Annotated in this window: 20 protein-coding genes and 2 riboswitches; of the genes, 12 read left to right on the top strand and 8 right to left on the bottom strand. The window is 74.0% G+C overall.

Features of this window, described 5'->3' with window-relative positions; genetic code table 11:
* Positions 1-1,176, bottom strand: a complete 1,176-nt coding sequence (locus KM427_RS13985; protein WP_183594508.1) for a 3-ketosteroid-9-alpha-monooxygenase, oxygenase component — start codon at positions 1,174-1,176, stop codon at positions 1-3.
* Positions 1,177-1,306: 130 nt separating this feature from the next.
* On the opposite strand from KM427_RS13985, the gene KM427_RS13990 reads away from it, so the two are divergent.
* From KM427_RS13990 to KM427_RS14000, 3 genes are all read left to right on the top strand, one after another.
* A complete protein-coding gene (locus KM427_RS13990; protein ID WP_215524253.1) occupies positions 1,307-2,527 on the top strand; it encodes an acyl-CoA dehydrogenase family protein in 1,221 nt (406 codons plus the stop codon).
* Between the two features lie 24 nt (positions 2,528-2,551).
* Positions 2,552-3,673 (top strand): acyl-CoA dehydrogenase family protein, encoded by a 1,122-nt coding sequence (locus KM427_RS13995; RefSeq protein ID WP_215524254.1) that lies wholly within the window; start codon positions 2,552-2,554, stop codon positions 3,671-3,673.
* Between the two features lie 163 nt (positions 3,674-3,836).
* Positions 3,837-5,393: an AMP-binding protein gene (locus tag KM427_RS14000; protein WP_215524255.1), complete on the top strand. Its 1,557-nt coding sequence runs from the start codon at positions 3,837-3,839 to the stop codon at positions 5,391-5,393.
* Positions 5,394-5,405: 12 nt separating this feature from the next.
* On the opposite strand, the gene KM427_RS14005 is transcribed toward KM427_RS14000, so the two are convergent.
* Positions 5,406-6,191, bottom strand: a complete 786-nt coding sequence (locus KM427_RS14005) for a spermidine synthase (protein ID WP_252274485.1) — start codon at positions 6,189-6,191, stop codon at positions 5,406-5,408.
* 90 nt (positions 6,192-6,281) lie between these two features.
* Here KM427_RS14005 and KM427_RS14010 point away from each other — a divergent pair, with 90 nt between their 5' ends.
* The 6 genes from KM427_RS14010 (at position 6,282) to KM427_RS14035 (ending at position 14,674) form a co-directional block, all read left to right on the top strand.
* Positions 6,282-8,315, top strand: coding sequence for a phage holin family protein (locus KM427_RS14010; protein WP_215524256.1), 2,034 nt, complete (start codon positions 6,282-6,284; stop codon positions 8,313-8,315).
* Positions 8,312-10,774: a lysylphosphatidylglycerol synthase domain-containing protein gene (locus tag KM427_RS14015; protein WP_183594499.1), complete on the top strand. Its 2,463-nt coding sequence runs from the start codon at positions 8,312-8,314 to the stop codon at positions 10,772-10,774. The genes KM427_RS14010 and KM427_RS14015 overlap by 4 nt, the downstream gene beginning before the upstream one ends.
* A gap of 253 nt (positions 10,775-11,027) precedes the next feature.
* On the top strand, positions 11,028-12,137 hold the full coding sequence (locus tag KM427_RS14020) for a FecCD family ABC transporter permease (RefSeq protein WP_215524257.1): 1,110 nt from the start codon (positions 11,028-11,030) through the stop codon (positions 12,135-12,137).
* A gap of 34 nt (positions 12,138-12,171) precedes the next feature.
* Positions 12,172-13,191: an ABC transporter substrate-binding protein gene (locus KM427_RS14025; RefSeq protein ID WP_215524258.1), complete on the top strand. Its 1,020-nt coding sequence runs from the start codon at positions 12,172-12,174 to the stop codon at positions 13,189-13,191.
* Positions 13,188-13,982: an ABC transporter ATP-binding protein gene (locus KM427_RS14030; protein ID WP_183594496.1), complete on the top strand. Its 795-nt coding sequence runs from the start codon at positions 13,188-13,190 to the stop codon at positions 13,980-13,982. The genes KM427_RS14025 and KM427_RS14030 overlap by 4 nt, the downstream gene beginning before the upstream one ends.
* Positions 13,979-14,674, top strand: coding sequence for a class I SAM-dependent methyltransferase (locus KM427_RS14035; RefSeq protein ID WP_215524259.1), 696 nt, complete (start codon positions 13,979-13,981; stop codon positions 14,672-14,674). The genes KM427_RS14030 and KM427_RS14035 overlap by 4 nt, the downstream gene beginning before the upstream one ends.
* 155 nt (positions 14,675-14,829) lie before the next feature.
* Here the strand turns inward: KM427_RS14035 and KM427_RS14040 are convergent, their stop codons facing one another.
* From KM427_RS14040 to KM427_RS14060, 5 genes are read right to left on the bottom strand one after another with little or no spacing between them, the layout of a single operon-like run.
* On the bottom strand, positions 14,830-15,111 hold the full coding sequence (locus tag KM427_RS14040) for a hypothetical protein (RefSeq protein ID WP_215524260.1): 282 nt from the start codon (positions 15,109-15,111) through the stop codon (positions 14,830-14,832).
* Positions 15,108-15,806 carry a (2Fe-2S) ferredoxin domain-containing protein gene (locus tag KM427_RS14045; RefSeq protein WP_215524261.1) on the bottom strand — a complete coding sequence of 233 codons (699 nt, stop codon included), beginning with the start codon at positions 15,804-15,806 and terminating at the stop codon, positions 15,108-15,110. The genes KM427_RS14040 and KM427_RS14045 overlap by 4 nt, the downstream gene beginning before the upstream one ends.
* Positions 15,803-16,573, bottom strand: a complete 771-nt coding sequence (locus KM427_RS14050; protein ID WP_215524262.1) for an ABC transporter ATP-binding protein — start codon at positions 16,571-16,573, stop codon at positions 15,803-15,805. Before KM427_RS14050 ends, KM427_RS14045 begins: the two co-directional genes overlap by 4 nt.
* The gene (locus KM427_RS14055; RefSeq protein WP_425490202.1) at positions 16,570-17,610 is read right to left on the bottom strand and encodes a FecCD family ABC transporter permease; all 1,041 of its coding nucleotides are present in this window, start codon (positions 17,608-17,610) and stop codon (positions 16,570-16,572) included. The genes KM427_RS14050 and KM427_RS14055 overlap by 4 nt, the downstream gene beginning before the upstream one ends.
* Complete coding sequence (locus tag KM427_RS14060) at positions 17,607-18,617, bottom strand: ABC transporter substrate-binding protein (RefSeq protein WP_215524263.1); 1,011 nt, start codon at positions 18,615-18,617, stop codon at positions 17,607-17,609. The genes KM427_RS14055 and KM427_RS14060 overlap by 4 nt, the downstream gene beginning before the upstream one ends.
* 20 nt (positions 18,618-18,637) lie before the next feature.
* A riboswitch (cobalamin riboswitch) is annotated at positions 18,638-18,830 on the bottom strand.
* A gap of 108 nt (positions 18,831-18,938) precedes the next feature.
* A riboswitch (cobalamin riboswitch) is annotated at positions 18,939-19,136 on the top strand.
* Positions 19,137-19,188: 52 nt separating this feature from the next.
* Here KM427_RS14060 and KM427_RS14065 point away from each other — a divergent pair.
* The 3 genes from KM427_RS14065 to KM427_RS14075 are packed head-to-tail and all read left to right on the top strand — an operon-like array spanning position 19,189 to position 22,174.
* Positions 19,189-19,998 (top strand): ferredoxin-like domain-containing protein, encoded by an 810-nt coding sequence (locus tag KM427_RS14065; RefSeq protein ID WP_252274488.1) that lies wholly within the window; start codon positions 19,189-19,191, stop codon positions 19,996-19,998.
* Complete coding sequence (locus KM427_RS14070; protein ID WP_183594483.1) at positions 19,995-20,672, top strand: precorrin-8X methylmutase; 678 nt, start codon at positions 19,995-19,997, stop codon at positions 20,670-20,672. Before KM427_RS14065 ends, KM427_RS14070 begins: the two co-directional genes overlap by 4 nt.
* Positions 20,669-22,174 (top strand): precorrin-2 C(20)-methyltransferase, encoded by a 1,506-nt coding sequence (locus KM427_RS14075; RefSeq protein ID WP_215524264.1) that lies wholly within the window; start codon positions 20,669-20,671, stop codon positions 22,172-22,174. The genes KM427_RS14070 and KM427_RS14075 overlap by 4 nt, the downstream gene beginning before the upstream one ends.
* A 13-nt stretch (positions 22,175-22,187) precedes the next feature.
* Here the strand turns inward: KM427_RS14075 and KM427_RS14080 are convergent, their stop codons facing one another.
* Positions 22,188-22,529: a hypothetical protein gene (locus KM427_RS14080; protein WP_183594479.1), complete on the bottom strand. Its 342-nt coding sequence runs from the start codon at positions 22,527-22,529 to the stop codon at positions 22,188-22,190.
* Positions 22,530-22,592 lie beyond the last annotated feature (63 nt).

Genomic DNA, 22,592 nt, shown 5'->3' on the forward strand with positions numbered 1-22,592 from the left:
TCAGCCGTTCGTCATCGCGCTGGAGGACGCGGCGGCCGCCTCGTCGGCGGGTCGGCTCTCCTCCTCGGCCTTCTTGCGGAGGTTCTCCGCGACCTCCTCCTGCCAGAACTCGTTCGCCTTGGTGGTGTCGACCTCGAACTCGAACCGGTCGGTCATCTCGGCCGTCACGTCGGCCCGGTCGACGTAGAACTGCTCGTACCAGCGGCGCAGCTGGTAGACGGGGCCGTCCTCCTCGCACAGGAGGGGGTTCTGGACCGGGGCCTTGTTCAACCAGATGGCGACGTCCTGCTCGAAGCCCTCCTTGAAGGTCTCGGAGTAGCGCTTGCCGATGTACTCCGCGGTCGCGTCGTCCACGCCCTCGGGCTTCTTGACGCAGACGCCGTACTGCAGCTTGAAGGAGTTGTCCGAGGTGGGCACGTGGCAGTTGATCAGCACGACCTCGGTCTCGAATCCCTTGTAGTCGACGTGGATCCAGTTGACCATGTACGACGGCCCGAAGTAGGACGCCTCGGACTTCAGCATCAGCCCCTCGTCGCCGTACCCGGCGCCGTCCACGTCGGGGCGGCCGGTCGACTCCATGAACTGGGTCGCCATGTGCCCCTCGAAGACGTTGCGGAAGTTCGTGGGGAACGCGAAGTGGATGTAGAAGAAGTGCGCCATGTCCACGACGTTGTCGATGATCTCGCGGCAGTGCGCGGTCGGGACGTCGAGGACCTCCCAGGTCCAGTCGGTGTACTCGTCGGTGCCGATGCCGGGCAGCACCGGCGGCAGGATGTCGAGGTCGGGCGCGGAGCCCTCGACGTCGTGCCAGATCAGCACCTGGCCGTTGCGGACGACGACCGGGTACTTCTGGGTGCGGGCCCGCAGCGGCACCCGCCGCGCGTAAGGGATCGCCTTGCACTTCCCGTCGCCGCCCCAGCGCCAGTCGTGGAACGGGCAGGCGATCTCGTCGCCCTTCACCGTGCCCTGGGTGAGGTCGCCGCCCATGTGCCGGCAGTAGCCGTCGAGCACGTTGATCTCGCCCTTGCTGTCCTGCCAGACGACGAGCTTGCCGCCGAACGCCTCGACGGCGTGCGGCCGGCCGTCGCCGAACGCCGTGGCCAGACCCAGGCAGTGCCAGCCTCGCGCGAAGCGCTCGGGCGGCGTACCGCGATCGAGGTAACGGGTGTCGCTCATGGCGTGCCTCCAGACCTGTGGACCAAAACGAGAACAGGTTATAGTTTTCGGGTCGTCGTTTCCAGGGGACCCCCCAGATCCTGCCGTCGCACCCGCGCCCGCAGGGCACCTCGAGGAGAGTTGGAGCAGCATGCACATCGCCCTCACATCCGAGCAGGAGCGGCTCCGCGAGGAGCTGCGGGAGTACTTCGCGGGCCTCGTCACCCCGGAGGTGCGCGCGGGGCTCGCGTCCGCCACCGGCGAGTTCGGCGACGCGGGCGTCTACAAGGACGTGATCCGCCGGATCGGGTCCGACGGGTGGCTCGGGATCGGCTGGCCGCAGGAGTACGGCGGCCAGGCCCGCTCGATGGTCGACCAGCTGATCTTCACCGACGCGGCCGCCGTCGCCGGCGTGCCGATCCCCTACCTGACCCTCAACACGGTCGGCCCGACGATCATGCGCTACGGCACCGACGAGCAGAAGGAGCACTTCCTCCCGAAGATCCTCGCGGGCGACCTGCACTTCTCGATCGGCTACTCCGAGCCCGGCTCCGGCACCGATCTGGCGTCGCTGAAGACCCGGGCGGTCCGCGAGGGCGACGAGTGGGTGATCAACGGCCAGAAGATGTGGACCTCGCTGATCCAGTACGCCGACTGGATCTGGCTCGCCTGCCGCACCGATCCCGACCTGCCCCGCCACAAGGGCCTGTCGATGATCCTGGTGCCGGCCGACTCCCCCGGCTTCTCCTACACGCCGGTGCACACGGTCGCGGGCGTGAGCACGAGTGCGACGTACTACGAGGATGTGCGGGTGCCGGCGAGCAACCTGGTCGGCGACCTCAACGGCGGCTGGTCGCTGATGACCAACCAGCTCAACCACGAGCGGGTCGCACTGACCTCGGCGGCGCCGCTGACCCACTCGATCGAGATGGTGCGCACCTGGGCGCAGGACACCACCCTTCGAGACGCCTCGTCCCTCGGCTCCTCAGGGACCGGGAAGAGGCGTGTCATCGACGTCGAGTGGGTGCAGATCGCGCTCGGCCGGGCGCACGCCCGCGCGGAGGCGCTGCGGCTGATCAACTGGAAGCTCGCCGCCGACGCGGACGCCGGCGTCGACCTGTCCCCCGCCGAGGCATCGGCGACCAAGATCTACGGCTCGGAGCTCGCGACCGAGGTCTACCGCACGCTGATGGAGATCGTCGGCCCCAACGCCGGCGTCACCGGAGACTCCGAGGGCGCCGTGCTGCAGGGGCGGCTCGAGCGGTTCTACCGCTCCGCGCTGGTGATGACCTTCGGCGGCGGGACCAACGAGATCCAGCGCGACATCATCGGCTACGTCGGCCTGGGCCTGCCCGCGGCGAAGCGTTCGTAGCGGATTCGACGAGGAGAGACTGACATGGACTTCCAGTTCACCCCGGAGCAGGACGACGCCGCGGAGCTCGCCGCGAACATCCTCTCCGACCGCGCCACGAACGAGCGGCTCAAGGCCGTCGAGGCCGCCGGCGACCGCTTCGACCGCGAGCTCTGGGCCGCGCTCGGGGAGGCCGGGCTGCTCGGGCTCGCGCTGCCCGACGAGTACGACGGCGCCGGGCTCGGCCTCGTCGAGCTGTGCCGGGTCCTGGTCGAGGTGGGCCGCACGGTCGCGCCGGTGCCGCTGGCCGCGCACGGCCCCGCCTCGCGGCTGATCGCCGAGCACGGCTCCGACGCGCAGCGGGCCGCCTGGCTGTCCCGCGCCGCCTCCGGCGCGATCGTCGTCACGGCGGCGCTCGCCGAGGAGCGGTCCTGGGCGCCCGAGCGACCGACCACGGTCGCGACGCCCCAGGACACCGCGGACGGCGGCTTCCTGCTGACCGGCAGCAAGGCGGTCGTGCCCGCCGGGCCGTACGCCGACCTCGTGCTGGTGCCGGCCGAGACGCCGGCGGGCGTCGGTGTGTTCCTCGTCGAGCCGGGCGACGCCGGCGTGACGGTGGTGGCCCAGACGTCCTCCGACCGCGACGCGGTGGCTCGTCTCGACCTCGACGGCGTCGTGCTCGGTGCGGACCGGCTGCTCGGCGCCGCCGACGGCTCCGTGGCACACCGGCTGCGCCGGCTGATGGTGCTCGGTGCCGCCGCGGAGCAGCTCGGCATCACCGAGGGCGCGCTGCGGCTGACCGCGGCGTACGCGAAGACCCGGGAGCAGTTCGGGCGGCCGATCGGCACCTTCCAGGCGGTCTCCCAGCGGCTGGCCGACGGCTACATCGACGTGCTCGGCCAGCGGCTCACGCTGTGGCAGGCCGCGTGGCGGCTCGACGAGGGCATGCCGGCCGACACCGAGGTCGCCATCGCGAAGCTCTGGGCCGCCGACGCCGGCCATCGGCTCGCGCACACCGCGGTGCACGTGCACGGCGGCGTCGGCATCGACCTCGACGGCGAGACGCACCGCTACTTCACGGGCGCGAAGCGCTTCGAGTTCCTGCACGGCGGCGCCACCGAGCAGGCCCTGGCCATCGGACGCACGCTGGCCGCCGAGCCGGTGTGAGCGACGGGGTGGTGGTTTCGAGGCTCAGGCGCCAGAGCGCCTTCGCACCTCAACCACCGTGGCGAGCCGGTGGTTGAGGTGCGAGGGCCGCTAGGCCCGAGCGGGCACGGTGGTTGAGGTGCGAGGCGCGCCAGCGCCGAGCCTCGAAACCACCCCATCCGTGATGCCCACGGTGCGCGAGCAGCTGCTCGCGCGGGCGGGTGACGACTCCCCGGGGCTGCTGTTCGAGGACGAGTCGTGGACCTGGGCCGAGGTGGTCCGCGAGTCCTGCGTGCGGGCGGCCGCCCTCGACGTCCTGCTCCCTCCGGGTCGGCCCCCGCACGTCGGGGTGCTGCTCGAGAACTTGCCGGAGTTCGCGTTCCTGCTCGGCGGCGCGGGCCTCGGCGGCGCCGTGGTGGTCGGGCTCAACCCCACCCGGCGCGGCGCGGCGCTCGCCGCCGACGTCCGCCGGGCCGACGTGCAGGTCGTGGTCACCGACGCCGCGCACGCCGAGCTGCTGGCCGACGCCGAGGTGCCGGTGCTGCCCGTGGACGCGCCCGACTGGGCGGCGCTGCTCGCCGAGCACACCGGCGCGCCGGTGCCCGACGTCGCGGTCGGCCCCGATGACCTGATGATGCTGATCTTCACCTCGGGCACCTCCGGCGACCCGAAGGCGGTCAACGTCACCCAGGCGAAGGTGGCGCACCCCGGGCAGCTCCTCTCCGAGCGGTTCGGGCTGTCGCCCGCGGACGTCGCCTACGTGTCGATGCCGATGTTCCACTCCAACGCGATCATGGCCGGCTGGGGCCCGGCGCTGGCCTCCGGGGCGACGGTCGCGCTGGCCCGGAGGTTCTCGGCGTCCGGCTTCCTGCCCGACGTGCGGCGGTACGCCGCGACGTACGCCAACTACGTCGGCAAGCCGCTCGCCTACGTGATGGCGACCCCGGAGCGCACCGACGACGCGGACAATCCGCTCCGGCTGGTCTTCGGCAACGAGGCCAACGAGCGGGACATCGAGGGCTTCGGACGGCGCTTCGGCTGCGTGGTCGTCGACTCCTACTCCTCCACCGAGAACGCCGTGATCGTGCAGCGGGTGGCCGGCATGCCGCCGGGTTCGCTGGGCCGGCCGGTGCCGGGCGTGCGGGTGCTCGACCCGGTGACGCACGCCGAGACACCGGATGCCGCCTTCGACGCGTCGGGGGCGCTGCTCAACGCCGAGGCGGCGACCGGAGAGCTGGTGAACACGCTCGGGTCGGGGGCGTTCGCGGGCTACTACCGCGACGCGGACGCCGCGGCCGAGCGGATGCGCGGGGGCATGTACTGGTCCGGCGATCTCGCCTACCGCGACGCCGACGGCTTCGTCTACTTCGCAGGTCGCACGGCCGACTGGCTCCGCGTCGACGGCGAGAACCTCGCCACCGCGCCCGTCGAACGCATCCTGCTGCGGCACCCGGCGGTCTCCGAGGCGGCCGTGTACGCCGTACCCGACGAGTCCGTCGGTGACCAGGTGATGGCGGCGCTCGTGCTGACCGGCCCGCTGACGCCGGCTTCCTTCGAGGAGTTCCTGGCCGCCCAGCCCGACCTCTCCCCTCGGGCCTGGCCGCGCTACGTGCGGATCGCCGCCACGCTGCCCCGGACCGCCACCAACAAGGTGTTCAAGCGCGCCCTGGCGGCCGACGGCGCGGCCGCCGGTGACGGGGCGCTGTGGACGCGGGACGCCCGCGGTACGGCGTACTCGTGAAGGGTGTTCGCCTCACGGCGCCGGCGACGCCTCGGCGTCCGCGTCGGTGAACGGCGTGCCCCCGCCGAAGGAGTCCGACACGGCGGCGGCGTCGAGCACCCGGTACGGCGCGGCGGCGGTGGTCGCCCGCTGCCGGAGCGCGTCGAGCGGGACCTCCCCGCGGGAGGCCACCACGACCAGGTTGCCGAGCCGCTTGGCCCGCAGGGTGGCCGGCTCGGCGGTGAGCAGCACGTGCGGGAGGGCGCCGCGGAGCGCGGCGACGGCTCGGCGGGTCCAGCCGAAGGGCGCGCGGTCGGTGAGGTTGAGCGCCACCACGCCGGTCGATCCGACCACCCGCGCCAGGTCGGCGAAGAACGCGTCGGTGACCAGCGACGCGGGCACCCGGGCGTCGGCGAACGCGTCGACGACCACCAGGTCGGCGCCGCCGTCGCGCAGCGTCGCGACCCCGGCCCGCCCGTCGACCGGACGCACCTTGATGCCGCTCCGGCGCGGTAGCGGCAGCTCCCGACGCACCAGCTCGGTCACCGCGGCCGCGGGCTCGAGCACCACCTGGGACGAGTGCGGGCGGGTCGTGGCGACGTACCTCGGCAGCGTGAGCCCGGCACCACCGACGTGCGCCACGCGCAGCGGCGATCGGGGCGGGGCGACCACGTCGACGACGTCGCCGAGCCGGCGCACGTACTCGAAGACCAGCCGGGTCGGGTCGGTGAGGTCGACGTACGACTGGTCCATGCCCGACATCCGGAGCACGAAGCAGCCGGGCCGGTCCGCCGGCAGGATCTCCACGTCGTGCTGCACGGCTGCAGCCTGCCATGCGACCCGGGCACGCCCACGACCACACGAATCGGGGGACCCCACAGGGGTGCGATGCTCCGCTAGCGTCGCGTCATGACCGTGCTGCGCTGGGGTGACCTGGGCCGGGCCGTGGTCGCGCTGGTCGGCGCCGCGCTCGGCCTCTGGATCGCGTCGTGGCTGGTGCCCGGCTTCGACGTCGGCTCCTGGGAGGGCGCGCTCTGGACCGCGCTGCTGATCGCGATCTGCGGCATGGTGCTGCGCTTCCTGCTGGTGCGGGGCGCGGTGCTGCTGGGGTGGGTCGGCGCGGTGCTCGTCGGGCTCTTCGGCCAGGCCCTGGTGATCTGGCTCGTCGTCTACGCCCCGCGCGGTGGCGACGCAGCCGACCTCGGCTGGGCGCTCGTGGCCTCGTGGATCGTCGCCGCCGTCTCCACCCTCTTCGGCTGGGTCGCGACCGCCGGCACCGACGACGCGGTGACGGCCTCCCTGCTGCGCCGCGCCCGGCGCCGACGGCACCCGATCGAGGACCCCGACCTGCCCGGCGTGGTCTTCGTCCAGGCCGACGGCGTCCCCTACCCGGTGCTCGAGTGGTGCGTCCGGGCCGGCACGCTGCCGACGCTCTCCCGCTGGCTCCGCAGTGGCTCGCACCGGGCCGTCGAGTGGCGCCCGAAGCTGCCCGCGACCACGCCCGCCAGCCAGATGGGCATCCTGCACGGCACGATCGACGGCATCCCGGCCTTCCGCTGGGTCGACCGACCCAGCGGCAAGGTGTACGTCGCCAACCGGCCGGCCGACGCCGCCGCCATCGAGGCCGTGCACTCCGACGGGCGCGGCCTGCTGGCCGACGACGGTGTCTCGGTGAGCAACCTCTTCACCGGCGACGCGACCACGGCGTACGCCACCATGAGCGCGATCGGGCGCGGTCAGCAGACCCGGGAGTCGCGCCGAATCGTCTCGGAGTACCTGAGCCGGCCTGCCGGCTTCGCGCGCAGCATGTCGCGGGCGATCAGCGAGATCGCACGCGAGCGGTTCCAGGCGGCGCGCGCGAAGCGCCGCGACATCCGGCCCCGGGTGCACCGCGGCTGGTCCTTCGCGATGGAGCGGGCGGCGCTGACCGGCGTGATCCGCGACCTCAACACGACCCTGGTCGCCGAGTCGATGCTCCGCGGGCGCCGCAGCATCTACGTCGACTACGTCGACTACGACGCGGTCGCCCACCATGCCGGCATCCTGCAGCCCGAGTCGCTCGACGCGCTCGCCGGCATCGACGCCGTGCTCGCCCAGATCGAGGCGATCGCGGCCGTCGCGCCGCGCAAGTACCACATCGTGGTGCTCTCCGACCACGGCCAGTCGCAGGGCGCGATCTTCGCCGACCGGTACGGCGAGGACCTGGCCGGCCTGGTCACCCGCCTCACCGACTCGGCCGCGGTCGCCTCACTGGAGAACGCCGAGGCGGCCGGGTCGCTGAACTCGATGATGGCCGGTGGCGCCGGCGACGACACCGTGCTCGCCCGGACCCTGCAGCGGGCCTCCGCCCGCGCCTCCGACCGGATCACGGCCGACACGTTCGAGACCCGCCAGCCCGAGAAGGAGCAGGAGTTCCTCGTGTTCGGCTCCGGGAACCTCGGGCTCGTGTACGTCTCCGGGGAGGACCACCGGCTCACCGCCGACGAGCTCGCCGAGCGGTACCCGTCGCTGGTGCCCGGGCTGGTCGCCCATCCCGGCGTCGGGTTCGTGGTCGTCGACACCGTCGAGCACGGGCCGGTCGCGATCGGGGCGTCCGGCGAGCACCGCGTACGCGACGGCGTGGTCGTGGGCGACGACCCGCTCGCGGCGTACGGGTCGCATGCTCCGGAGTTCGTGCTCCGGGCCGCCACGATGGCCGAGGCCCCGGACATCTACGTCAACAGCCTGATCGACGACCTCGACGAGGTGGCGGCGTTCGAGGGGCTGGTGGCCTGCCACGGCGGGCTCGGCGGCTGGCAGGACCGCGGCATGATGGTGCACCCGGTCGACTTCGCGATGCCCGACGAGATGGTCGTCGGCGCCGATGCGCTGCACCGGGTGCTGCGCGGCTGGCTCGAGCAGGTCGGCCACCGGACGGCGCTGCGTGAGGAGTCGGCCTCGTGACCGCGGCCCCGGCCGGCGCGGCACCGGCCACGCCACCGACCCCGCCACCGACCCCGCCACCGGCCCGCCACCGGATCTCCGCCGGGTTCTTCGTCGCGGGCACCGGCTCGCGGTCGCGCCGGCCCATCGACGTCGCGCTCGCCGTCGTCGGCCTGCTGATCGCCCTCGGCTCCGCCCGGGCGGCGGCGCATCGCGGGGTGCTCGACAGCGCCGTGCGGGGCGTCGCCGAGGACCTGCCGCGCTGGGCGACCGCGCTGTTCGACGCCGCCTACGCGCTCGGCTCGGTGTACGCGCTGGTCGTCGTGGTGATCGTCGTGCTCACCGTCCCCCGGCGCGGCCTGCTCCCGTTCGCGATGCTGCTCGCCGCCGCCGCCGCGATCGGCGGCGCGGTGGTCGCGTCGTACCTCGCCGGCGCCGGCCTGCCCGAGTTCGACCCCGGACCGGTCCGCAGCGGCTCGCCGCACGGCTTCCCGACGCTGCGGGTCGCGATGGTGACGTCGGTGCTGCTGGTGCTGCGCCCGTTCGTGGTGATCCCGCTGCGCCGCTTCCACGTCGGCGTCGTGGCCGTGCAGTGCCTGGCCGCGTGGGCGATCGGGATCGCCGGGCCTACCGACGTGCTGGGGGCGCTGGCGATCGGGATCGCGGCCGCCGGTCTCACGCTGGTGCTGGTCGGCTCCCCCGCCGGACACCCCGACCTGCGACAGGTCTCCTCGAGCCTCGCGCACCTCGGCATCGAGGTGACCGGGCTGCGCTTCGCCGAGCGCCAGCCCTGGGGAGCGCGCATCCTGTACGCCGAGGCCACCGACGGCCGGCCGCTGCTGATCAAGGTCTACGGGCGCGACGCCACCGATGCCCGGCTCGCGGCTCGCTGGTGGCGCACGCTGCTCTACCGCGACCAGGCGGCGCCGGGCGCGACCCGGCTCCAGATGGTCGAGCACGAGGCGCTGCTGACCGTGCTGGCCGACCGGGCCGGCGTCGACGTCGACGAGCTGGTCGCCGCGGCCGAGACGTCCGGCGACGCCCTGCTCGTGCTCGGCCGCCCCGCACCGTCGCTCGCGAGCACCCGCGGTCCGGACGCCGACGGCTCCGGCGAGGGCTCCGGCGACGGTCTCGAGGTCGAGGTCGCCGACGAGACGCTGCGCGCGGTCTGGGCCGCGGTCGCCCGCCTGCACGACGCGGGCCTCACACACGGCGAGCTCACGCTCGGCCACGTCGCGATGACCGACGGCCGGCCGGTGCTGTCCGACTTCGCCTCCGGCGTCGTCGCCGCCGACGACGCCGAGCGGGCCCGGGACGTCGCCGTGCTGCTCACCAGCCAGGCGCTCGCCGTGGGCGCGACCCGTGCGGTCGACGCCGCCGTCGCGGGGATCGGCGGCGAGGCGGTCGCGGCCGCGCAGCCCTACCTGCAGCGCGCCGCGATGCCGCGCTCGCTCGGCGGCCAGCGCCTGAAGGCGACGCTCCCGGCCATCGGCTCGGCGATCGCCGAGCGCACCGGCACCGAGCCACCGGAGCCGGCCGAGATCGTCCGGATCCGGTGGCGTGACCTGCTGCAGACCGGGCTGATCCTGTTCGCGGCGTACGCCCTGCTCTCCACGCTCGCCGAGCTCGACTGGGCCACCGTCTGGGACACCTGGCGCAACGCGACCTGGAGCTGGGTCGCCATCGGGTTCGTCGTCGCGCAGGGCACGGCCTTCGCCGACGCCGCGACCGCGATGACGACCGTGCGCACCCGACTGCCGCTGGTGCCGCTCGTGCAGCTGCAGTACGCCGTGAAGACCGTCGGCCTCGCGATCTCCGCCACCCTCGGCCGGGTCGCGCTCTACACCTCGTTCCTCCGCCGCTTCGGCGAGGGCCCGGCGACCGCCGTGACCGCCAGCGCGCTCGACTCCTTCGCCGGGGCCGTCGTGAACGTCGTGGTCGTGCTGGTCGCCCTGCTGCTGGCCAAGCACATCCCCGACGTCGACCTCGCCGGCCCCGACAACCTCGACCGGATCATCGTCTTCATCGTCGTGGCGGTCGTGCTCTCGGCGATCGCGGTGTCGGTCATCCCGAAGCTGCGCCGGCACCTGGTGACCGCCGTGCGCAGCGCGTGGACGTCGCTCCGGGTCGTCACCGACAGCCCGGCCCGGGCGCTCGGCCTCTTCGGCACCAACCTGGCCTCGCTGATGATCACCGCGGTCGCGATGTCCTGCATGGTCGAGGGGCTGCAGCCGTCCCTGCCCTACGGCACCGTCCTCTTCGTCACCGCCGCGGCCGCGCTCTTCGCCAGCATCGTCCCGGTGCCCGGCAACGTCGGCGTCGGCGAGGCCGCGATCGCCGCGGGCCTGGTCGCGGTCGGCGTCGACAGCGGCCCGGCGTTCGCGATCGCCGTCACCCAGCGGCTCGCCACGTCGTACCTGCCGCCCGTCTACGGCGGCTGGGCGCTGCGCTGGCTGCGCCGCGAGGACTACATCGACTAGCCCCGGGCGGGTCCCAGGAGGTGGTTTCGAGGCTCAGGCGCTAGCGCGCCTTCACACCTCAACCACCGGCATCCCCACGGTGGTTGAGGTGCGACGAGCGCCAGCGAGGAGCCTCGAAACCACCACCCCCACGCGGCCCTCGCACCTCAGTCACCTCTGGGGGGCGACCCCGGTCGGCCGGTCCCCGATTCCTCTCGCTAAGGTCGTGTTGTTGCGCATTACTCGCAATAACGTCGAAGCGGAGGAGGTCGTGGTGGGTGTCGACACCGCCGTCGCGCCGGAGACGCGGGCGCGGGAGGCCGCGGCCGACGTCCTGGGGCTACGGGCGATGCGGCGGCGTACGACGGCCTGGCTGGTCGGGCTGAGCCTCGGGCTGCTGGCGACGATCGTGGCCGGGGTGGGCGTCGGCGCCTACTCCGTGCCGGCGGGCACCGTCGCCCAGGTGATCACCCACCATCTCGTCGGCTGGCCGGCCGAGCAGACCTGGAGCGCGCCGGCCGACGCGATCGTCTGGCAGGTCCGGCTCCCCCGGGTGCTGCTCGGCGCGCTGGTCGGCGCCGGCCTGGCGATCTGCGGCGTCGCGCTGCAGGCGATGGTGCGCAACGTGCTCGCCGACCCCTACCTGCTCGGGGTCAACTCGGGCGCCTCCAGCGGCGCGGCGGCCGCGATCCTCTTCGGCTTCGGCGCCGGCTTCGCGGAGTACGCCCTGCAGGCCACGGCGTTCCTCGGCGCCCTCGCCGCCTCGATCCTGGTGTTCCTCGTGGCGCGGAGCGCCGGCCGGGTCACCTCGATCCGGCTGCTGCTCGCCGGCGTGGCCGTGGGCTACGCCCTGTACGCCCTGACCAGCTTCCTGATCTTCGCCTCCGGCTCCGCCGAGGGAGCACGCTCGGTGATGTTCTGGCTGCTCGGCTCGCTGGCGCTGGCCCAGTGGAACGTCCCGTTCGCCATCGTGACCGTGGTCGTGCTCCTCTCCGTCGCCCTGCTGACGCTCTGGGGGCGCCGCCTCGACGCCCTGGCGATCGGCGACGAGACCGCCCACACCCTCGGCGTCCGGCCCGATCGCCTCCGGCTCCAGCTGCTGGTCGTCGTGGCGCTGTGCGTGGGCGTGGTCGTGTCGGCCTCGGGCAGCATCGGCTTCGTCGGCCTCGTGGTCCCGCACCTCGCCCGCCGGGCCGTCGGCGGGACGCACGTGCGCGCCGTCGCCGTCGCGGCCCTGATGGGAGCGATCCTGTTGATCTGGGCCGACGTCCTCGCGCGCACGCTCTTCGCCCCGCAGGAGATCCCGATCGGGATCATCACCTCGCTCGTCGGCGCCCCCTTCCTGCTCGTGCTCATCCGCCGTCTCCACGCCGCCAACGCGTAGCGACCAGCCCCGTCCACCACCCCGAAGGAGCCCCGTGCCCACCACGTCGCCGTCCCGTCCCTCTCGCCCGACCCGTCGCCTGGTCGCCGCGAGCCTGGTGCTCGCCGGCGGGCTGACCGCCTGCGGCTCCGAGGACGACGACCGGGAGCCCACCTCCGCGGCCACCGGCTCCTACCCGGTGACGATCGAGAACTGCGGCGCCGAGGTGACCTTCGACAAGGCGCCCGAGCGCGTCGTGCTGCTGAAGAGCTCGTCGGTGCCGTTCCTCCACGAGCTCGGCGTGCTCGACCGCGTGACCGCCCGGGCGGGCCAGTACCCCTCGGCGTACTACGACGAGGAGACCCTCGCCGAGCTCGACCGGATCCCCCTGCTGACCGACGAGCTGGACAGCAGCGGCCACCTGCAGATCTCCAAGGAGATCGTGATCAGCGAGGAGCCCGACCTGGTGCTGGGCGAGGTCGACAACCTCTCCCGGGCGACGCTCGACGCGGTCGGCATCCCCCTGATCGAGGAGCCGGCGCTCTGCGAGCAGGGCGTCGACGAGCCCGGCTTCGACGACGTCTACGCCCAGCTCGAGATCTACGGGAAGGTGTTCGGCCGCGAGACCGAGGCGCGCGCGGCCATCGCCGACCTGGAGGAGGACCTCGCCGAGGTCGGGGCCGAGGTCGGCGCCGCCGACGGGCGGACGGCGGCGGTGCTCTACCCGACCGTCGGCGGCGGCACGACCTACGCCTACGGCACGAAGAGCATGGCGCACCCGCAGCTCGAGGCCGCGGGCTTCGAGAACGCCTTCGGCGACGTCGACCAGCGCGTCTTCGAGGTCACGCTCGAGGAGCTGCTCGGCCGCGACCCCGACGTGCTGATCCTGCTGCACAGCGAGGGTGACCCGGCCAAGGTGGAGGACTCGATCGCGGGCCTGCCCGGTGCCGGGCAGCTGACCGCGGTCCGCAACGGCGACGTGATGGCCCAGCTCTTCAACTTCACCGAGCCGCCCACCCCGCTCTCGGTCGAGGGGCTCGAGCGGATCGTGGAGCGGTTCGGGTCGGGCACGTGATCGGCGCCGAGCGGCTGTCGTGGTCCTACGGCCGGTCCGAGGTGCTGCGCGCGGTGTCGCTGGCCGCGCCGCACGGCCGGGTGCTGGGGTTGATCGGGCCCAACGGCAGCGGCAAGACCACGCTGCTCCGCATCCTGTACGGCGCGCTGCGCAGCCCCACCGGCTCGGTGAGCGTCGACGGTGACGAGCTGCACGCACTGCCGCCGCGCGAGGCCGCGCGGCGGCTCGCCGTGGTGGTCCAGGAGGCCGGCGGCGAGAGCTCCATGACCGTCGCCGAGACCGTGCTGCTCGGCCGGGGCCCGCACCTCTCGGCGTTCCAGCGCAGCGGGCCCGACGACCACGCCGCCGCCACGCAGGCCCTGGCCCGGGTCGGTGCCTCCCACCTCGCCGCGCGGCCCTTCAGCGGGCTCTCCGGCGGGGAGCGCCAGCGGGTGCTGATCGCGCGGGCGCTCACCCAGCAGGCCACCCACCTCCTGCTCGACGAGCCGACCAACCATCTCGACATCCGCTACCAGCACGAGGTGCTGGGCCTGGTCGCCGGCCTCGCCCACGACCTGCACCGCACGGTCGTCGTCGTGCTGCACGACCTCAACCTCGCCGCCCGCTACTGCGACGACCTCGTGCTGCTCGGCCGGGGCGGGATCGCCGCCGCCGGCCCGGCGAACGACGTGCTCGTGCCCGAGATGCTCGAGCCCGTCTACGGCATCGGCATCGAGCGCGTCGAGGCCGACGACCAGCTCCACCTGCTCTTCCACCCGTTCACCCGCGTCGAGGAGGACGCCACCGCATGAGCCAGCCCACCGACCAGCGACTCCAGGACACCATCAACGACTACTGGACCGACCGGGCGCCGTCGTACGACGCCTACCAGCAGCGCCCCGAGCGGCGCGACCTCGACCGCGAGGCCTGGGGCCGGGTCTGGGCCTCGGCCCTCCCGGCGGCGCCGGCGGAGGTCCTCGACGTCGGCACCGGCAGCGGCCACGTCGCGTGCCTGCTCGCCGGGCTCGGACACCGGGTCACCGGCATCGACCTGGCCGGCGGCATGCTCGACCTGGCGCGCACCCACGCGGCCGGGCTCGACAACCCACCGCGGATCCTCGCCGGCGACGCCGTCGCACCGGACTTCCCGGCCGGCAGCTTCGACGCCGTGGTCGGCCGCTACGTGATGTGGACGCTGCGCGACCCGGACGCGGCGGTCGCGAACTGGGTCCGCCTGCTCCGCCCCGGCGGCGTCGTGGCGATGGTCGACAGCACCTGGTTCACCGACGGTCTGGGCAGCCTGTACGGCGACCGGCCGGACGCCGCGCTGCCGCTGGCCGACGCCACGAGCATCGAGGAGACGGCCGAGGCGCTGCGCCGCGGCGGCCTCCTCGACGTCACCGTCTCCCCGCTGCAGGAGGTGCTGGAGCTCGACCGCGCTCACGGCGTCGCACCCGGCCACGACGTGCAGCTCCAGTACGTCGTCACCGGCCGGCGCCCCTAGGAGTCTGCTGAACAAGACGGGCGAGCGCGAGCGGCGGCCGGTGCGTGCGGTGGCAAGGCGGCCGAGGGAAGGCGTGGCGGGTCACTTCGACCGAGGCGAACGCAGCCAACGCTCCACCGGCCGTCGCGTAGCCGCGCGGATTGTTCAGGAGGCTCCTAGAGCCAGTCCCGGAGCAGGGCCTGCCAGGCCGGGTCGAAGTCGGGGTGCCCGCCGTAGCCGTGGAGCAGGATCCGCAGCTCGCGACGCGCCGGGAGCCCGCCGGACCGGACGACCCGGAGGAGGTCGTCGACCACCTCGACCTGCGCGGCCATCCCCGGCCGGCGCTCCGGGTCGACGGCGACCGCGTCGCGGGCCCAGATGCGAGTCAGGTCCTCCATCAGGCGGGCCTCGAGGAACCCACGCAGGGCCCCGACGTCCTGGCGCAGCCGCCCGGTCATCGCCCCGCTCCCCCCGGGTCGCGGACGAGCCGATGGCCGGCGACCGGCGAGCCGCCGACGACGTGCTCGTGCACGATGGCCCGGGCGGCGGCCGCGTCGACCCCGCCGTACCAGACGTCGTCGGGCTGCACGGTGACCACCGGCGCGTGGTTGCACGGGAACTGGCAGCCGGTCTGGGTGACCAGCACGTCGTCGTCACCCAGACCCGCCGCGGCGAGCGCCCGCCCGAGCACCGCGGCGCTCTCGTCGGCGCCGCGCGCCGTGCAGCGCGGGCCGCGACACACGAAGACCTGCTGGCGATGCCTCGGCACGTCCTCCCAGGCGGACGACGCCAGACCCGCCTCGGTGCCGACGATCGGGCGGGCCCGCGCCAGCAACGGCGCGACCTCGTCGTGCTCGTGGTCGAGGAGGCCGGTCGCGACCACCACCTCGGGTGGGTCGGTCCGCTCTCGCCACCAGTGCGCGGCGACCCGGCGCAGCCAGGAGTTCCCGGGCGCGGCCCCGAAGGAGACACCCACCAGCACGACTCGCCGCTCCCCCGCATCCGCGAGCCGATCCAGCTCCCGACGCAACGACGGCTCGCCGAGCTGGAGGTGCGCGACGGACGCGCCGCACCGCGTCGCGAGCACGGAGAGTCCCGGTCCCGGATCGGCGACGCCCATCCAGACCACGACCAGCGGGTCGGCGCCGGTCATGAGGCCACGCCGTTCCACCGCACGTGCAGCCGATCGTGCACCGGGTGCCGCTCGACGGCCACGTCGACGCCGTACACCCGCTCGACGAGTCCGGGGGTCAGCACGTCCCCGACCGGGCCCTGCGCGACCAGTCGGCCGCCGTCGAGCACGGCGAGGTCGTCGCAGTACGCCGCAGCCAGCTCGAGGTCGTGCAGGGCTGCCACGACGGTCAGCCCGAGTCCCCGGACCCGCGCCAGGAAGTCCAGCTGATGACGCAGGTCGAGGTGGTTGGTCGGCTCGTCGAGGAGCAGGACCTCGGGCTGTTGGGCGAGCGCCCGGGCCAGGTGCGTGCGCTGCCGCTCTCCACCGGAGAGCGTGCGCCAGGCCCGCCCGGCCAGCTCCTCGACCTGCGCCGTCCGCAACGCGACGGTCACGGCCTCGGCGCCCTCAGGGTCCCCGACCACCAGACGCGAGCGGTACGGCGTCCGCCCCAGCTCGACCACCTGGCGCACGCTCAGGTCGAGCGCGGTGGTCGCCTCCTGCTCGACCAGCGCGAGCACCCGGCCACGCTCGCGCACGCGCATCCGGTGCACGTCGCGGTCACCCAGCCGGACGATTCCGGACTCGGGGCGCACGAGCCCGGCGACCAGCCGGAGCAGGGACGTCTTGCCGGAGCCGTTCGGACCGAGCAGCCCGGTGACCCGGCCCGACCGGCACGTGAGCGACACGTCCTCCAGGACCGGTCGCCCGCCGGCCGACCAGCCCAGCCCGTCCACCGACAGCCTCATCGGGCCTCCCTCCGGCGTCGCAGGAGCCAGGCGAAGAACGGCGTCCCGACCATCGCCGTCACCACGCCGACGGGGATCTCCTGCCCGTCGACGACCGTGCGCGCGAGGGTGTCGGCCCACACGAGCAGCACCGCGCCGACCAGCGCCGAGAGCGGCAGCAACGCCCGATGCAGCGCGCCGGTGACGGCACGCACCAGGTGGGGTACGACGAGGCCGACGAAGCCGATCGTCCCGGCGTAGGCGACCAGGCTGGCCGTGACCAGGGCCGTGCCCACCATCAGCAGCCACCGCAGCCGATCGACGTGGACGCCGAGCGACCGTGCGGACACGTCGCCGAAGGCGAACGCGTCGAGCTGGCCGGCCAGCGCCGTGAAGGCGACCGTGCCGAGGACCGCGACGACGACGAGCAGGAGCGCGGAGTCCCAGCGCAGTCCGGCGACCGAGCCGAGCGTCCAGGTCAGCACACGGCGGGCGGCGTCGCTGTCGCCGCTCATCAGGATGAGCGCGGCCACGTAGGCTCCGCACGCCTGGGCGACCAGCACACCGGCGAGCACCGTGCGCGCGGGTGAGAGCTCTCCCCGCGGGCCCGCCGCCAGCAGCAGTACGACGGCGAGCGCACCGAGCGCGCCGAGCAGACCCGCGCCGGTGACAGAGGCGACGCCCAGGACGCCGACCGCCGAGGTGCCCAGGACGATCACCGTCACCGCGCCGACCGCCGCGCCGCTGGAGATGCCGAGCAGGTAGGGGTCGGCCAGGTCGTTGCGCGTCAGCGACTGGAGCACCGCGCCGCAGACCGACAGACCCGCACCGACCGCGGCCGCGCCGAGCACGCGCGGCAGCCGCAGCTGCCACACGATCTGATCGTCGAGCGGCGACACGTCGTAGGTCCCGAGGTTGAGCCGCCGGGCGACGACCGCGACGACGTCGCTCACCGGGATCGAGACGGCACCCAGGCCGAGTGCCACGGCCACGCTCACGAGGAGCACGAGGGCCGTGACGGCGGCAGCGCCGGGCGCCACCAGGGCGCGAGAGCTCACCCCTGCGCGGACAGCTCGACCAGCTGCTCGCCGAGCGAGGTCGCCCCGTCGATGAGCGTCACGCCGGGCGTGGACTGCGAGTAGGGCACCACGGCGTAGGACTCCTCCTGAACCGCCCGCAGCCGGGAGAGGACCGGGTCGCCCTCGAGGTAGGCGATCTTGTCCTCGGCCGTGGACCAGCTGGCGTCGGCGAGCGCGATCACGTCCGGATCGGCGGCGATCACCCTCTCCCAGCTGACCTCCTTCCAGCCGCCGTCGACGTCCGCGAAGATGTTCGTGGCACCGACCGCGTCGATCAGCACGTGCGGACCACCTCCGCCGACCCCGGCGAGCGCGGTCTTCTCCCCGGAGTCGTACCAGAACACGGTGGTGCCGTCGCCGGCCGCGCGCTCGCCGAGCTGGGCGAGCCTCTCCTGCTGCTCCTCGACGACGGCCTCGGCCGCGTCGGCGACGCCGAAGGCCGTGCCGATCGCCCCGAGCTCCGTCCAGACCGCCTCGAACGACGGCTCCGGACGCTCGGCGCCGTCGCCGCACCCGAAGGGCGAGAGGTAGGAGCCGATGCCGAGCTCGTCGAGCTCCTCGGGGCTGCCCGCGACCTTCGGGTCGAAGGCGCTCACGTAGGAGGCGTACACGAAGTCGGGCTCGGCCGCCAGCAGCTCCTCGCGGGTCGGGTACTCCGTCGCGATCACCGGCACCGACGCGTAGGCCCGCGCCCAGCGGGCCGACGGCTCGGGGTCGTCGAGGTACGCCGTACCCGCCATCCGCTCCTCGAGGCCGAGCGCCAGCATCACTTCCGTGGCGCCCTGGTTCAGGGTGACGGCGCGCTCGGGCGCGGCTTCGAGCGTGGCGGTGTGGCCACAGGAGGCCACCTCGACCGGGAAGTCCGGGTCGTCGGCCGGCTCCGCGGCCGCCTCCCGATCCGGCGCACCGGCGCAGCCGGCCAGGACGAGCGCCGCCGCTGCGGCCGCGATGGTGGACAGGACGGTAGGCAGGGGTCGACTGCGCATCTGTTTTCTCCAAACCCTCGTGGAATCAATGCGCCGTGGCCGGTCTCCTGGCTTCCGTGTCAACGCTCGACGGCCGACCTTCCCGGGCTCGCGCCCAGTGGTCCGAAGCAGCCCGAACTGCTCCGCAAGGGCCGTCTCGCTCGACGGCTACAGTGGCGAGGGCCGCGCCGGCATCAGACCGGCTTCCCGTGCACCACGGCACCCGCAACGTAGCAGTTCTGGCCACCCACCCGGCGCCTCGACGCGGTGCGAGATATCCCACCTCGGCCAGGAGCCTGGGCCCCGAACACGGCCGCGAGCGCCCACCCCGGATCGGCAGTTGCTAACGTCGCCCCTGCCAGTCGTGCCACCTCGGTGGTCAGGGAACCCGGTGCAACTCCGGGACTGACGCGCAGCGGTGAGGGTGACGGGCGGGACATGCAAGCCACTGGGACCTCCCTGTCGAGACAGGCGTCCTGGGAAGGCGTCCCGTGCCGGTCGATCCCGAGTCCGAAGACCTGCTGGCCCTCCCGGCACCAGCCGCGAGGAACCCCGCGGGCTCCGCGCACGAGCCCCTGACCGCGGAGGAACCGTGACCGCTACCCGTACCCGACCCGACCGCTGCCCCGGCGTGCTCCGCCCCTGGCCCGCCGCCGACGGAGACCTGGTGCGGCTCCGCCTGGCCGGCGGGCGGCTACCGGTGGCCGGCCTCCGGTCCCTGACCGAGGTGGCCGCGGCGTACGGCGACGGCGACGTGCACGTCACTCGCCGCGCGAACCTGCAGGTGCGTGGGATCCCCCGGGTCACCGCGGAGGTGGTCGCGGCGTTCGAGGCGACCGGGCTGCTGCCCTCGCGCAGCCACGAGCTCGCCCGCAACATCATGAGCTCGCCGCAGACCGGACTCGCCGGCGGCCGCGCCGATCTGCGCCCGGTGGTGGCCGACCTCGACCGGCTGCTGTGCGCCGAGCCGGCGCTCGCCCACCTGTCCGGCCGGTTCCTCTTCGTGCTCGACGACGGCCGCGGCGACCTGCTCGACCGCCCCACCGACCTCGGGCTGGTCGCCCTCGACGCCCGGGTGGCGCAGCTGCGGGTGGCCGGGGCCTGGGGTGAGGTCGTCCCGCTCGAGGAGGCCCCGGCGCAGCTCGTCGCGCTGGCTGCGGCGTTCGTGAGCGTCCGCACGAGCGAGTGGCACATCTCCGAGCTCGGCTCGCCCCTGGCGGGCCCGAGGCCGCCCGATCCCCGGCTGCCCGCACCCGCGCCACCACTGGCGTACGGCGCGGTGCCCGGCGGTCGGCACGTGCCGGCGGTGGGCGGTCTCCTCGACCCGGCACTCGGCGCCGGCGATCGAGACCTGGTGGTGACGCCGTGGCGCGGCGTACTCGTGCCGGAGGCGGTGGCATGAGCACCGACACGAGCGCGCTGCGCCGGCCGCCCCAGCGGTACGAGTACGTCGACGACGGGCCGGCGATCTACGTCGACTCCTTCGCGACGATCCGGCGCGAGGCGGACCTGGGCGGCCTACCGGCGGACGCCGAGAAGCTGGCCGTCCGGATGATCCACGGCAGCGGCCAGACCGACCTCGTCGCCGACCTCGTGGTCCACCCGCGGCTGGTCGCCGCCGCGCGCACCGCGCTGATGCTGGGCGCGCCGATCCTCACCGACGCCCGAATGGTCGCGATGGGGATCACGGCCGGGCGGTTGCCCGCGGGCAACGAGGTGCACTGTTTCCTGACCGACGAGCGGGTGCCGACCCTGGCCGGCGCCTGGGGCACGACCCGCACCGCCGCCGCGGTGTCGCTGTGGGAGCCGCTGCTCGACGGCGCCGTCGTCGCGATCGGCAACGCCCCGACGGCGCTCTTCCACCTGCTCGAGATGCTGCTCGACGGCGCGCCCCGCCCGGCCGCGATCGTCGGCTGCCCGGTCGGCTTCATCGGGGCCGCGGAGTCGAAGGAGGCGCTGGCGTCCTTCGCGACGGAGCACGGCGTCGACGTCCCGTTCGTGACCGTGCGCGGCCGGCGCGGCGGCTCGGCGATGGCGTCGTCCGCGGTCAACGCGCTGGCGCAGGAGGAGGAGTGACGACCCCGGGTCGCTTCCGGGGCGTGGGCGTCGGCCCCGGCGACCCCGAGCTGATCACGCTCCGGGCCGCCCGCCTGATCGGCACCGCCGACGTCGTCGCCTACCACGCCGGCGTCGGCAAGAGCTCGAACGCGCGCCGGATCGCCGCGGCGCTGATCCCCGACGGCGTGATCGAGGAGGAGCTCCGCTACCCGGTGACGACCGGCGCCACCACGCATCCGGGCGGGTACGCCGGCGCGATGGCGGCGTTCTACGAGCAGTCGTCGGCCCGGCTGGCGGCGCACCTCGACGCCGGCCGCGACGTCGTGCTGCTGGCCGAGGGGGACCCGCTCTTCTACGGGTCGTTCATGTACATGCACGACCGGCTCGCCCCGACGTACGAGACCGAGATCGTGCCGGGCGTGCCCGCGTTCGCCGCCGCGGCGGCCACCGCCGCCGCGCCGCTGGTGCGGCAGACCGACGTGCTCGCCGTGCTGCCCGGCACCCTCCCCGAGCCCGAGCTCGCCCGACGCCTGGCCGACACCGACGGCGCGATCATCATGAAGCTCGGCCGCACGTTTCCCGCCGTGCGCCGCGCCCTGGAGGCGGCGGGCCGGCTCGACCAGGCGGTGTACGTCGAACGGGCCTCGATGCCCGCCGAACGCTCGCTGCCGGTCGCCGAGGTCGACCCCGACTCGGTGCCGTACTTCTCGCTGATCATCGTCGCGGGCGACTCGCGCCACGGCATCGGTCGCCGCACGGCCGGCACCGAGCACGTCGAGGCGTCCCGAGCCGCCGAGCTGCTCGTCGTGGGGCTGGGGCCGGGCCCCGACCGGTGGCTCACCCCCGAGGCGACGACCGCGCTGGCGCAGGTCGACCACGTCGTCGGCTACGCGCCGTACGTCGACCGGGTGCCGCAGCGCGCGGGCCTGACCCGGCACGCCTCGGGCAACACGGTCGAGATCGACCGGGCCCGCTTGGCGCTCGATCTCGCGCGGGCCGGCGAGCGGGTAGCGGTGGTGTCGGGCGGGGACGCGGGCGTGTTCGGGATGGCCGCGGCCGTCTACGAGGCCGCGACCGACCCGGCGTACGCCGACGTGCCCGTGCGGGTGCTGCCGGGAGTGAGCGCGGTGCAGGCCGTGGCCGCCCGGGCCGGCGCGCCGATCGGCGGCGACTTCGCGGTGCTCAGCCTGTCGGACCGGCTCAAGCCGTGGCCGGTGATCGAGCGTCGGCTGGTCGCCGTCGCGGCGGCCGACCTGGTGCTGGCGATCTACAACCCGGCGTCGCGATCGCGCACGCATCAGGTCGCGGAGGCCCGGAAGGTGCTGCTCGAGCACCGCTCCCCCGACACCGTGGTCGTCGTCGGCCGCGATGTCGGCCGGGCCGGGGAGTCGCTGACCGTGACCACGCTCGCCGAACTGGACGCCGCGACGATCGACATGAAGTGCCTGTTGATCGTCGGGGCGTCACGGACGATCGTCAGCCCGACCGGCGCGGTGTGGACACCGCGCTCGGTCGGCTGACGTCAGGCCGGGCTCACTGGCCGGCGAGCTCCGCCGCGCACGTGGCCACCGATTCGCTGGTGAGCGAGCCCAGGGCGTCCTTGTCCTCGTCGCTCGGGTCGTAGTCCTCGTCGCCGTCCGCGATCGCCTGCAGCGCCTCGTCGGAGAGGTCGGAGTCGTGGAACGCCTCGGCCATGCAGTCGGCGACGTCGTCGGTCATCGCGTCGCCGAGCTGGTCACCCAGGTTGTCCTGGATGCCCTGCGAGAGCTCGTCCACCGACGGGCGGCCGCCGCCGTCACCGTCACCGCCGCAGCCGGTGGCGAGGGCGAGGACGAGGGCGGCAGCAGCAGCCGCCGGGAGAAGGCGCTTGGTCATGGGGTCCCTTTCCGGGATTCGGGTGCCGTCCGCTCCGTCTCGCGGCGGCTGCCCCCAGTCCTT

Source organism: Nocardioides sp. LMS-CY, from assembly GCF_018732145.1.
In the GTDB taxonomy this organism is placed as follows: Bacteria; Actinomycetota; Actinomycetes; order Propionibacteriales; family Nocardioidaceae; genus Nocardioides; species Nocardioides soli.